The 12440-nt window shown below is 77.2% G+C and carries 10 protein-coding genes; 9 read left to right on the forward strand and 1 reads right to left on the reverse strand.

Annotated elements, in window-relative coordinates:
• The first annotated feature begins 465 nt into the window (after positions 1–465).
• The 8 genes from BLP29_RS20580 (at position 466) to BLP29_RS04150 (ending at position 11239) form a co-directional block, all read left to right on the forward strand.
• Positions 466–909, forward strand: a complete 444-nt coding sequence (locus BLP29_RS20580; RefSeq protein WP_133379019.1) for a hypothetical protein — start codon at positions 466–468, stop codon at positions 907–909.
• Positions 910–1050: 141 nt separating this feature from the next.
• Positions 1051–3648: a putative bifunctional diguanylate cyclase/phosphodiesterase gene (locus BLP29_RS04120; protein WP_092799974.1), complete on the forward strand. Its 2598-nt coding sequence runs from the start codon at positions 1051–1053 to the stop codon at positions 3646–3648.
• Positions 3645–6224, forward strand: coding sequence for a diguanylate cyclase domain-containing protein (locus tag BLP29_RS04125; protein WP_092799976.1), 2580 nt, complete (start codon positions 3645–3647; stop codon positions 6222–6224). Before BLP29_RS04120 ends, BLP29_RS04125 begins: the two co-directional genes overlap by 4 nt.
• On the forward strand, positions 6221–6985 hold the full coding sequence (locus BLP29_RS04130) for an MBL fold metallo-hydrolase (protein ID WP_092799978.1): 765 nt from the start codon (positions 6221–6223) through the stop codon (positions 6983–6985). The genes BLP29_RS04125 and BLP29_RS04130 overlap by 4 nt, the downstream gene beginning before the upstream one ends.
• Positions 6982–7587 (forward strand): DedA family protein, encoded by a 606-nt coding sequence (locus BLP29_RS04135; protein WP_092799980.1) that lies wholly within the window; start codon positions 6982–6984, stop codon positions 7585–7587. Before BLP29_RS04130 ends, BLP29_RS04135 begins: the two co-directional genes overlap by 4 nt.
• Positions 7584–9746: a phage holin family protein gene (locus tag BLP29_RS04140; protein ID WP_092799982.1), complete on the forward strand. Its 2163-nt coding sequence runs from the start codon at positions 7584–7586 to the stop codon at positions 9744–9746. Before BLP29_RS04135 ends, BLP29_RS04140 begins: the two co-directional genes overlap by 4 nt.
• Positions 9743–10153 (forward strand): hypothetical protein, encoded by a 411-nt coding sequence (locus tag BLP29_RS04145; protein ID WP_092799984.1) that lies wholly within the window; start codon positions 9743–9745, stop codon positions 10151–10153. The genes BLP29_RS04140 and BLP29_RS04145 overlap by 4 nt, the downstream gene beginning before the upstream one ends.
• A gap of 105 nt (positions 10154–10258) precedes the next feature.
• Entirely contained in the window at positions 10259–11239 is a 981-nt protein-coding gene (locus BLP29_RS04150; RefSeq protein WP_092799986.1) for a glucosyl-3-phosphoglycerate synthase, read from the forward strand.
• Between the two features lie 12 nt (positions 11240–11251).
• On the opposite strand, the gene BLP29_RS04155 is transcribed toward BLP29_RS04150, so the two are convergent.
• Positions 11252–11914 carry an HAD family hydrolase gene (locus tag BLP29_RS04155; protein WP_092799988.1) on the reverse strand — a complete coding sequence of 221 codons (663 nt, stop codon included), beginning with the start codon at positions 11912–11914 and terminating at the stop codon, positions 11252–11254.
• Between the two features lie 71 nt (positions 11915–11985).
• Here BLP29_RS04155 and BLP29_RS04160 point away from each other — a divergent pair, with 71 nt between their 5' ends.
• Positions 11986–12435 carry a DUF5946 family protein gene (locus tag BLP29_RS04160; protein WP_133379021.1) on the forward strand — a complete coding sequence of 150 codons (450 nt, stop codon included), beginning with the start codon at positions 11986–11988 and terminating at the stop codon, positions 12433–12435.
• Positions 12436–12440: the final 5 nt, after the last annotated feature.

The following is a 12440-nucleotide window of genomic DNA, read 5'->3' on the forward strand; positions in this document are numbered from 1 at the left end:
AGTCGCGGATGACACGCCGATGTCGACTTCTCCGTCACGCATCGGAGTCACTACGTTGCTGATCCGTCAGGGACGAATGACACGCATGCAATTCACCGGGGGACAGACGTGGGCGGACACCGGCACAGCGCCGACACGGGCGGACGGCACGCCGGCCCACCCACGGGCGCCCGCAGCACCGCCGTCCCGTCGCGGCCGGTCCCGCTCCCCCCGCCCCCGCTGACCGGCGTCCGCGGCCCCGCCGCCGGCCCGTCCACCGGTTCCTCCCGGGGCCCGTCCACCGGCTCTTCCCGGGGCCCGTCCACCGGCTCTTCCCGGGGCCCGTCCACCGGGTCGTCCCGCGGCCCCGCCACGGGGTCACGGCGCGCGCCGGGTCGACGGGACCTGCGCTGGGTCCCGGTCGCGCTCGCCATCTGGATCGCCAGCTTCCTGGCCGTCCCGGCCGCCGTCCTGGTGCACGAGGCCGTGACCTCCGACGCCACCGCGGTGGAGAACGCAGCGGACACCCGCACCGACGACGGCCCCGCACCGGGCGCCGGCGCCGGTGCCGGCAGCACGGGTGCTGCCCCGGCCGACCAGCCCAGCACCGCGCCGAGCACCGCGGCGGTCCGGGTCGACGACCCGGAACCGGCCGACGGCGCCGAGACGGTCGACGGGGCCACCCCGGCGGGGTCCGCCCCCGTCGGCGGTGCGGCACCGGCGGCGCCCTCGGCAGCGGTGGCCGGTGGTGCGGCGTCCGCCTCGCCGTCCCCCGCCCTGGCCGGCGGCCCGGCAGCACCGGCCAGCTCGTCGTCCAGCGCCGCCGCCACCGAAAGCCCCTCCTCCGCACGGGCGGAGGAGCCCGTCGCCCCCGAGGTCCCGGTCGAGGCCGCCCAGCTCGCCCCGGCCGAGGGCGCCCCAGCTTCCTGATCCGCCGGCGACCCGCCCCCGAGGGGTGAGGAGCCACCGCACGGGCTCAACGCGGGGTCCGCCGCGGCCGACCTGCCCTCTGTGAACCCTGGTCCCCCGCAGCCCCGCGGCGGACCCCGGGGCAGGGCGACCCCAGGTCGTGTGGCCGCCGGGGCCTGCCTGCTCGGCATCGGCACCCTCGTGTCGGCCGCGCTCCCGCAGCCGGCCGTGGACGTCGGCGTCGCCTCCTGCGCCTCGCTGGCCTTCGTGGGCGCCCTGCTGGTGGGCGTGCCGGCCGGTCGGCGCAGCATCCACCGCGACGTCTGGGGCCGGTACCTGGTGGCGCTGCTCGTCGCCGCCGTCGGGGCCGCCGTGGCCCTGCACCTGCCGGGGTCGTCGATCCCGATGACCGTCGGCGCACTGCCCGGCATGCTGCTCACCGTCCGGCCGCTGCCGCGGCTGCTGCCCCCGGGCACCTGGCACCGGCTGCGGGCCCAGCTCGTCACGTCGCTGCTGCTGTTCGTCGTGGCCTGCCTGCTGTGCGCGCTGGCCGTCTTCGAGCTGCTCGCCGGACGCACCCTGCGCCTGGACTCCGCCTTCGACGCCACCCTGGCCGCGCTGTTCGCCACCCTTGCCCTGATGGTGGCGGTCGGGCTGCTGGTCGTCTCGGCCACCACCGGCGGACTGCGCCGGGTCGCCGTGCTCGCCCTCACCGGCCAGGTGGCGGTCAGCGCGGGCGTGGTGCTCATGGCCTTCTCCGACGAGGCGCAGGCAGCCTCGCCCCCGCTGATCGCGACGTCGGTCTGCGCCATCGCCGCCCTGGCCCTGCTGGTGTCGGCGGCGCTGCTCGACCGCGAGCACGACCGGCCGTCCGACGCAGCTGCCCTGCCGGTGCTGCCCGCCCTGCTGCCGCACGTGACCGCGACGACCGGTGGGCTGCTGCTGCTGGTCGGCGTCCTCGTGCACGGCCGGCTGGGTGTCGCGCAGACCGTGCTGGCCGGTGTCGGGCTGCTCCTGCTGACCGTGCACCAGTGGGTGACGCTGCGCGACGGTCGGGACCTCACGCACCGGCTGCAGCGCAGCGAGGCCTACTTCCGCGCCGTCGTGCGCTCCGCGGTCGACCCCGTGATCATCCTCGACGCCGACCTCACCATCACCTGGTCCTCCCCGTCGTTCACCGCGATGCTGGGCCGCGGACCCGAGCGGATCGTCGGCGCCGACGTCCGGGTCGCCGTCCACCCCGACGACCGGGCCGCGCTGGCCGCCGGCCTGCTGGCCCCGCAGGACGACGCCGACCGCGAGGGCCGGACGATCACCGGTCGCGTTCGGCACGACGACGGCCGCTGGCGGCTCGTGCAGAGCCGGGTGCGCGACCTGCGCGACGACCCCGACGTCGGGGCCCTGGTGCTGTACTGCCGCGACGTCACCCGGGACGACGCCCCCGGCGCGGCCCCCGGAACGGCCCCCGCCGTCGTCGCCGAGACCGGCGGCGTCGACCCCGACACCGGCCTGCCCGACCGCAGCGCCCTGGTCGTCCGACTGGCCGACCTGGCCCGTACCCGCACGCCCGCCGCGCTGGTGAAGATCTGGGTGAGCGGCCTGGCCGACACCCACCGCGGCACCCCCGCACCGCCCGAGGCCCTCGTGGACCTCGCCGGCCGGTTCGCCCGCGTGCTGCGCACCGGGGACGAGCTGTGGCGCACCGGGACGCAGGAGTTCACGGTCCTGGTGCAAGGCAGCATCAGCGACGCCGAGACCCTGGCCCACCGCCTCGTGGGCACGGTGCCCGCCGACGCCCCGGTGCACGGGGTCCGGCTGTCCGCCTCGGCCGGCATCACCGGCCTGCAGGACGGCGACCCCGAGCCGGTGCAGGTGCTGCGCCGGGCCGGGATGGCGCTGGAGAGCGCGCGCACCGCCGGCCCCGGCCGGGTGCGGCGGCACTCCGTCGCCTCCCTCATCGCGCAGAACCGGCGCGAGGCCCTGCGCGCCGACCTCGCCGTCGCCCTGGGCCGCGGCGAGCTGCGCATGGTCTACCAACCGGTCGTCGACCTGGTGCTGCAGCGCCCCGGGTCCGCCGAGGCGCTGATGCGCTGGCAGCACCCCACGTGGGGCGCGGTCTCCCCCGGGGAGTTCGTGCCGCTGGCCGAGGAGTCCACGATGGTGGTCGAGCTCGGGCGGTGGGCGCTGCGCACCGCCACCGCGCAGGTCGCCGGCCTGGGCCGCCCCGACCTCGCCGTCGCGGTGAACGTCGCCGCCCGGCACGTGCGCAGCGGCCAGCTGCTGACCGACGTGCAGGACGCGCTGCAGGCCAGCGGCCTGCCGGCCGGTCGGCTCACCCTGGAGCTCACCGAGTCGGTGCTGCTGGACGATGCCCACGTGACCGACGAGCTGGAGGCCCTGCGCCGGCTGGGGGTGCGCATCGCCGTCGACGACTTCGGGACCGGCTGGTCCTCGCTGGCCTACCTCGTGGGCCTGCCCATCGACGTGCTCAAGATGGACCGCCAGTTCCTGGCCTCCCTCGAGTCCGACCCCCGGCACCAGGCCCTCTGCCGCTCCGTGCTCCACCTGGGCTCCAGCCTGGGCCTGGACGTCGTCGTCGAGGGTGTGGAGACCCCGCGCGAGCTGCAGCTGCTGCGCGACATGGGCCACCGGTTCGTGCAGGGCTTCCTGCTGGCCCGGCCCACCGAGCTCCCCGCGCTGGCCGGCGTCCTCGACGACGTCCCCGCAGCGGTCACCGGCGCACCGGGGGCACTGCGGTGACCGGCGCCGGGCGCAGCGGCGCTGCGGTGGGCGGTGGCGTGCGCGGGAGCGTGCTGGTCGTGCTGCTCGGCCTGCTGGCCGTCGGGGCGTCGCTGCCCTGGACGCCGTCGGACGCCCTCGGCGCCCAGGCCGACAACACGGTCCTGGGCGTGCTCGCCGTGGTCGCCGCCGTCCGCACGGGGTCCGCCTCCCGCGGCCGGACCGGCCGCTGGCGGGCGACCGGGTGGGCGATGACCGTCATGGTGGCCCTCTTCGCGGTGGCCTGCCTGGTCACCGGCAGCGGGGTGGCGGGCGCGTTCGGCGTCGCCGGGGTCGGCGACCTGCTCCTGGTGCCGGTGCTCGTCGTCCCCCTCGTCGTCTGCACCGTGCTGGCCCACCAGGTCAGCACGTCCCGGTGGGTCACCCTCGCCGTCGACGGCGTCGCGGTGGTCCTGGCCCTGGCGGTGGTCACCGACGTCCTGGCCCTGCACTCCCCCGACCTGACGCAACCGGTCAGCGCGGTGACGCTGGGCTACGCCGGGTACGCGGTGGTCGCCGTCGGCCTGACCGGGGCGCTGTGCACCGTGTCCACCCGCGACCTGCAGCGCACCGCCACCGCCATGGTGGTCGCCAGCGTCGGGGTGGCCCTCGCGACCGCCATGCTGGCCGTGGGCAACGACCGCCCCACCCTGCTGTGGCAGGCACTCGGCGACGCGGCCTCGGTCGTGGCGCTCGAGGCCTGCGTCGTCGCCGTCCGCTGCATGCCGCGCGCCCGCCCCGGCCGGGACGACGTCCTGGCGCAGAGCCCGCGGGTCGTCCCGGCCGGGCTGCTGGTCACCGTCCTCTCCCTCGGCGGCCTGCCGGTGGCCCTGGCGGTGGCCGCCGCCCGCGGGCAGCAGCTCACCACCGGGTCGCTCGTCGCCGTGGCCGGGGTGGTCGCGCTGCTGCTGGTCCGCAGCACCCTGCGGCTGCGCACCAGCGCCCGCCTGGTCGCCGACGCGGTGCGCGCCGAGGAGGACCTGCGCAGCCTCGTCGAGGGCAGCACCGACGGCGTCGTGGTCGTCGACGACGCACTGCGCGTGCAGTTCGCCTCGCCCGCCGCCCGCGCCCTGCTGGGCCTGCCGGACGAGGCCGGCGACCCGGCCCACCTGCCCGACCTCGTGCTCGCCGAGGACCGCGAGCGGGTGGCCGCAGACCTGCGCACCGGCGCCGCACCCTCCCTGCACCTTCGGGTGCCCGACGTCGGCCAGCCGACCGAGCTCGAGGTCACCGCGCACCCACGGGCCGACGGCGGACGGCGGGTGCTGCACCTGCGCGACGTCACCGTGCGCCGCCGCCGCGAGCGCGAGCTCGAACGCATGGCCTACACCGACCACCTCACGCAGCTGCCCAACCGGGCCCGGCTGTTCCGCGAGCTGGCCGTCCCCGCCGGCGACCGGTGCCTGCTGGTGCTCGACCTCGACGGGTTCAAGGCGGTCAACGACGTCGCCGGGCACGAGGCGGGTGACCACCTGCTGGTCGAGGTGGCCCGCCGGCTGCGCTCGGTCGTCCGCGAGCAGGACCTCGTCGTCCGGCTCGGCGGCGACGAGTTCGCCGTGGTCGTCGCCGGCACCCTGGCCGAGGCCGTGGAGGCCGCCGAGCGGGTGGTCGACGTGGCGGCCCTGCCGCACCGCGCCGCCGGCCGGACCTTCGCCATCGGCGCCAGCGTCGGGGTGGCCCCCGTGGGCGGCGCCGGTGGCCAGCACGCCTTCCGCGAGGCCGACGACGCGCTGCGCGCGGCCAAGGCCGCCGGCAAGGGCTGCGTGCGCGTGCAGGACGACGGCGCCGTCGACGGCGACGACACGGTCACCGCCGCCCTGGCCGAGGGGCGGGTCGAGCTGCGCTACAGCGTCACCGGCTCGACGGGGGACCCCCGGTCGCTGCACGCCGAGCCCTTCTGGCACCACACGGTCACCGGCCTGCGCCCGCCCGCCGAGCTGTGGGCCGCGGCCGGCCGCGAAGGCTGCGACGCCGCGCTGCAGGCCTGGGTGCTCGACCGTGCGTGCCGGGACACCGCCCCGCTGCCCGGGATCCGGGTGCTGGCCGTCGACCTCCCCGCCGGCCACGTGGCCGCCGACCAGCTCGTCGCCGACGTCCGGCGGGCCCTCGACGGCTCGGGCCTGGCGCCCGGCACGCTGTCGCTGGCGCTCACCGAGGCCGCCCTGCAGACCTCCCCGCCCGCGCTGCCGCCCGCGCTGCGCGAGCTGCACGCCCTCGGGGTGCGGATCTGCCTGGACGACTACGGGCTGGGCCAGACCATCCACGCCCACCTCTCCCGGGCCCCGCTGACCAGCGTGCGCATCGACGTGGCGGCGCTGGGCGCCCGCGGCGACGAGGAGCTGACCCGGCGGTCGGTGCGGGCCATCGTGGCCACCTGCACCGCCTACGGGCTGGACACCGTGGCGCACGGCGTCTCCCCCGGCCCGCTGCTGGACGCCGTCCTGGCCGCCGGCGTGCAGACCGTGCGCACCCGCGCCGACCTGCACCACGTCACCGTGGAGCAGGTGCGGCGCGAGCTCCGGCCGGGTGCTGAGGGGGCACGGATACTGGCCCGGTGACGCTCACGTTCCTGGGGCACTCCACGGTCCGGGTCGAGCTCGCCGGGCGCACCGTGCTGACCGACCCCGTGCTGACCGGGCGGGTCGGCCCGCTGCGCCGCGTCGTCCCCCCGCTCGACCCGGCCACCTGGGCCGACGTCGACCTCGTCCTGCTCAGCCACCTGCACGGCGACCACCTGCACCTGCCCTCGCTGCGCCGCCTGGGCCGCAGCACGCCGGTGGTCGTGCCCCGCGGGGGCGGCGCCTGGCTGCGCGGCAAGGGGTTCACCGACGTCACCGAGCTCGCCCCCGGCGACACCCTCGCCGACGGCGGGCTCACCGTCACCGGCACGGCGGCCGCGCACAGCGGCCACCGGTGGGGGCCGCGCTCGACCCACGGACCGGACGCCGTCGCCATGGGCCACCTGCTCACCGGCGACGGGACGACGGTCTACGCGGCCGGCGACACCGACGTCCTGCCCGGCATGGCCGACCTCGGGCCGGTCGACGTCGCGCTGCTGCCCGTGTGGGGCTGGGGCGCCACGCTCGGCCCGGGCCACATGGACCCCGCCGGCGCCGCGCTGGCCTGCACCCTGCTGCGCCCGCGGGTCGCCGTCCCGGTGCACTGGGGCACCCTCGCGCTGCCCGGCGTCGCCCGCACCCGCCGCATGCGCAGGCTGCTGGTGGACCCCCCGCGCCGCTTCGCCGACGACGTGGCCGCCACCGGGGTGGGCACCCAGGTGCTGGTCACCGAGCCGGGCTCCCGGGTGGACCTCCCGTGAGCGTGCAGGTGCTCGCCTCGGGCTGGACCGACAGCGGCTCGCTGGGCTACCCGGTGCTCTTCGGCGGCGTGCTGCTGGGGTCGATCGTGCCGGTGGTGCCCACCGGGCCCCTGCTCTCGGTGGCCGCCGCCGTCGCGATGACCACCGACCGGCTGGACATCGTGCTGGTGCTGCTGCTGGCGGTGCTGGGTGCGTTCGTCGGCGACGTGGTCACCTTCGCGGTCGCCCGGTTCGGCGGGCCGGCGGCGGTGCGCTGGGTGTCCCGGCGCCAGCACGCCGACCGGCTGGCCGAGGTGCGCCGGCAGTTCGCCGCGCACGGCTGGCAGATCGTCGTCGTGGGTCGGCTGCTGCCCGCCGGCCGCATCCCGGTGCTGGTCACCGCCGGTGCGCTGGCCTACCCCTGGCGACGGCTGCTGCCGGCCTCGCTCGCCGCGGCCACCCTGTGGGCCGTGGCCTACGCGCTGCTCGGCGTCGTCAGCGGGGGCATCTTCGACGACCCGCTGGTGGCCACGCTCGTCGCGACCGCCCTGGTGCTGCTGGTCGGGCTGCTGTCCAACCGGCTGGCCGCGCGGCGCCGCCGGAAGCGGGAGCGTTCGTCGTGACACCGCCGCACACCCCGCCCGGCCGGGTGCTCACCGGCGGCCGGGCGGTCGCCCGGGTGCTGCTCGTGTGGGTGCTCACGACCGTCGCCCTGCTGGGCCTGGACCGCTGGCTGACCGGGTTCGCGATGCCCTCGTGGTGGCAGCCCCCGGTCGCCGCGCTGCTGCTGGGCGTGCTGGCCGGGGTGGTCTGGCCGCTGCTCATGCGGGTCGCCCTGCCGATCGCGATCCTCACCCTCGGGCTGGGCGGCTTCCTGGTGCTCGGCGCCGGCGTGCTCGGCATCTTCCTGGCCATCCCGGGGGTCCAGGTCACCTCCTTCCGGACCTCGGTGGTCGTGGCGGTGTCGATGGCCGGGGTCGCGGCGGTGATCAGCAGTCTGCTGGCCCTCGACGAGGACGAGCTGTTCTTCCGCCGGGCCCGTCGCCGGGGCGCCGACGCCGCGGCCACCGAGGTCCCCGGCGTGCTGTTCCTCCAGGTCGACGGCCTGGGCCACGCCACCGCCCAGCGCGCCGTGCGCGACGGAACCATGCCCACGCTGGCCGCCTGGCTGCGCGCGGGCAGCCACCGGCTCACCTCGTGGCACACCGACTGGAGCTCGCAGACCGGGGCCAGCGTCTGCGGCATCCTGCACGGCTCCAACCACGACGTCATCGGGTTCCGCTGGTACGAGAAGGACCGCGACAAGGTCGTCGCCGTGTCCCACCCCGAGGACGCCGCCCTGGTCGAGTCCCGGCACAGCGACGGGTGCGGCCTGCTCTCCGGTGACGGCGCCGGGCGGGGCAACCTGTTCACCGGCGACGCCCGGCACGTGTCGCTGACGATGAGCTCGCTGGCCGTCGTCGTCCCGAAGGGCTCCCGGCGGGCGCGCCGCGGCACCGACCGGGTCGGGGCCGGCTACTACGCCTACTTCGCCAACCCGGTGAACGCCCTGCGCACCCTGGTCGCCTCGCTGGTCGACGTCGGCCGCGAGCTGACCGCGGCCAGGCGGCAGCGCCGGGCCGACGTGCGGCCGCGCATCCACCGCGGCGGGCTGTACCCGCTGGCCCGGCCGGGCACCACGGTCATCGCCCGCGACGTCGTGGTGGCCGCGCTCATCGAGGACATGCTGGCCGGGCGCCCCGTCGCCTACGCCGACTTCCTCGGCTACGACGAGGTCGCCCACCACTCGGGCATCGAGCGCTTCGACACCCTCGAGGTGCTGCGCTCGATCGACCAGCAGATCGGCCGGCTCCGGCGGGCCACCCAGCTGGCCCCGCGGCCCTACCATCTGGTGTGCCTGTCCGACCACGGCCAGACCCAGGGCGAGAACTTCGCGAACCGGTTCGGCGAGACCGTCGAGCAGCTGGTCGGCCGGCTGTGCGGGGCGCCGCCCGACCCGGCGCCGGACGCCGCCGACCCGGCGCCCGGGGCCGCCGGCCCGGCGCCCGGGGCGCGGGGGCAGCGGGCGACCGAGGGGTGGCAGGTCGGCGCCGCGCTGGCCGAGGCCGCGAGCGGTCCGGGGCTCGTGGCCCGCCGGCTGCGCGACCGCGTCGAGCGCGCCGGGTCCGCCGAGCACACCCCGCGGGACGTCGCCGGCGCGCCCGGGAAGGTCGCCCGGGTCGCCCCCGGCGTGGTCTGCGTGGTCAGCGGCCACACCGCGATGGTCTCCTTCACCGACCTGCCCGGACGGGTGCCCATCGAGCAGATCGAGCGGCGCTGGCCCCGGCTGCTGCCCGCGCTCGTCGACCACCCCGGCGTCGGCTTCCTGCTCGTGCACTCCGAGGAGTTCGGCCCCGTCGTCCTCGGCCGCGACGGCCTGCACCGGCTGGACTCCGGGGTCGTGGTCGGCGAGGACCCCCTGGCCCCCTACGGCCCGCACGCCGCCCGGCTGGTCGCCCGCACCTCGACCTTCCCGCACTGCGCCGACGTGATGGTCAACAGCCGCTTCGACCCCACCACCGAGGAGTCGCCGGCCTTCGAGCCGCACGTCGGCTCGCACGGCGGGCTCGGCGGCCCCCAGCAGCACGGGTTCCTGCTGCACCCGGCCGGCTTCGCCGACCCCGGTGAGGTGGTCGGGGCCGAGCACCTGCACCGTGTGCTGCGCGGCTGGCTCACCGATCTGGGTCACCCCGACCCGCGCGCCTCAAGGACGACGGGGGTCGAGCCGATCCACACCGCATGACCCTGCTGGAGCACCCCGCGACCGCGCTGCCGTGCGCCGGCTCGCTGGCGGCTGCCCTGCTGGTGGCCGGTCGCTCGGGGACCCTGCTGGTCCTGGCCGTCGACGAACCCGGACCCGCACGCACGGCGGCGGTCCGCGCCGCCGTCCGTCGCGAGACCCGGGTGGAGGACTGGGTGGGCACCGAGGGCGACGACGTCGCCGTCGTGCTCTCCGTGCTGCCCGCCGACCTCGACGCCGTGGCCGACCGGCTGCTCTCGGTCGCCGAGCGGGTCACCGGCCGCCCGGCCGCCGGCGGCCTCAGCGCCGCCCGCCCCGACCACTCCCCCGCCGAGCTGCTGCTGCGCGCCCGGGCCGGCCTGCGCGTCGCGTGGGCCTGCGGTGGCAGCCGGGTCGTGCGCCACCCCTGACCCTGCGTGACCAGCATGTTTCCGGCTCCTGGACCTCCGTGAAGATCGCGTGAACCCGGCCGCTCGGGCGCGACAGCGGCGGCGCACGTGGCCGACAGTGGGCCCATGCGACCCGACACCCGAGCCTGGTTCGAGCACCGCACCTCCTCGGCCACCTCGCTGGCCGGGGTCGACCCCGTCGCCCTGCTCGCGGCCAAGCGCCGCGGCGGGCACCGGGTCAGCGTCGTGCTGCCCGCCCGCAACGAGTCCGCCACGGTCGGCGGCCTGGTCACCGACCTGGTGAGTCGCTGGGTCGAGCAGGTGCCGCTGGTCGACGAGGTCGTGGTCATGGACTCCGACTCCACCGACGACACCGCGGCCATCGCCCGGGCCGCCGGTGCTCGCGTGGTGGCCACCGCCGACGTGCTGCCTGCGCTCGGCACCCGCCCGGGCAAGGGCGAGGCGCTGTGGAAGTCGCTGGCCGCGACCACCGGCGACCTCGTCGTCTTCATGGACTCCGACCTGCTCAACGACGTCTCGCACTACGTGCCCGGCCTGCTCGGGCCGCTGCTGGCCGACCCGCGCATCGACTACGTCAAGGGCTGCTACACCCGGCCGCTGAGCGTCGACGGCGAGGTGCGCGCCGCCGGCGGCGGGCGGGTCACCGAGCTCACCGCGCGTCCGCTGCTCAACGCCCTGTGGCCCGAGCTGGCCGGGTTCGTGCAGCCCCTGGGCGGGGAGTACGCCGGCCGCCGCTCGGCGCTGGAGCAGGTGCCCTTCGTCTCCGGCTACGGGGTCGAGGTGGGCCTGCTGGTCGACCTGCTGCAGGTCAGCGGCCTGCCGGGGCTGGCCCAGGTGGACCTGGGCACCCGCGTGCACTCCCACCAGACCGACGAGGCCCTGGGCGCCATGGCCGGCCAGATCGTCTCGACCGTGCTCGCGCGGGCCTCCCGCGGCAGCAGCGACCGGCACCGCAGCGCGCCCGGCGGCCTGCTCACCCAGTTCGGCCACGACGGCACCGGGTTCGTGCCCACCAGCATCCCGGTGGCGGTCGACCAGCGCCCGCCGATGGTCACCGTTCGCGACTACGTCCAGCGCGCCGCCTGACCCCGGCCCGGATCAGCGCAACGGCGTGTCGTCGAGGGCGGCGGCGAGGTCGGCGGGGGTGTCGTGGAGCGAGACCGCGCCGGCCTCGTGCAGCTCGTCGTCCCCGAACCCGCCGGACCGGACGACGAGCGCGGGCATCCCCGCCCGCTTCGCCGCCTCGACGTCGTAGACCGAGTCGCCCACCACCACCGCCGGCGCGTCGTCGGGCTCCCCCAGCTTGCGCAGCGCCGTCAGCAGCAGGTCGGGGGCGGGCTTGGAGGACTCGACGTCGTCGCTGGTGGTCCAGGCCTCGGCGAGGTCACGGACGTCGAGCAGGTCCAGGTAGTGGTCGACCTGGTCGGCCTTGCCCGAGCTGGCCAGCACCAGGCGGTGGCCGCGCTCGCGGACGGCCACCAGCAGGTCACGGGCCCCCGGCAGCGGGGACAGCTCGCCGAGCAGCGGCTGCACCTCCTCCTCCCAGCGGGCACGGGCCGCGTCGCCCAGCCGCTCCTCCAGCTCGTCGCCGCCGACCGCGGCCACCAACTGGTCACCGCCCATGCCGATCAGCCGGTGCAGCCGCCACACCGGCACCGTCTCGCCCAGCGACCGGAACGCCCGGTACCAGGCCAGCGCGTGGTGGTAGTTGGAGTCGACGAGGGTGCCGTCGACGTCGAGGACGGCGATCTTCGGAGCCATCGCCCTCACCTGCCCGGGCGCGGCGGGGGTCAACCCCGGCGGGCACCACCCGCGTGGTGCAGGATCGGCGGGTGCCTGCCGCCCGCCCCGCCGACGGGTCCCCACCCCCGCCGCACCCGCCCACCCTGGTGTCCCGTTGCCCGGGCTGCGGCGCCGTGCTGGCGGTCGCCCCCGGCCTCGAGGCGCGGCACCCCGGGGCCTCGCCGGGGTGCACCCGGCTCTTCGACGTCACCGTGCGCGGCCTGCGCGACGAGGCCCCCAGCGACCTCCGCGCCGCCGCCCTGCTGGACCTCGCCGGCGTCGCCTACGACGCCCAGCACTCCCCCGACGGCGAGCCGGTCCAGCGGCTGCGCGCCGCGCTCGGCGAGGGCGCCCGCCGACCCGTGCGCGACCACCCACCGACCGCCTGGCGCACCACCGTGGCCGACGTCGCCGCCGACCTCGACGTCGTCGACCTGTCCACCCTCGTGCGCTCCTGGGCCCAGGCCGTGTCCGCGGACTGGGCCGGGGACGACGCCTGACAGGG

It is taken from the genome of Klenkia marina (assembly GCF_900101025.1).
In the GTDB taxonomy this organism is placed as follows: domain Bacteria; phylum Actinomycetota; class Actinomycetes; order Mycobacteriales; family Geodermatophilaceae; genus Klenkia; species Klenkia marina.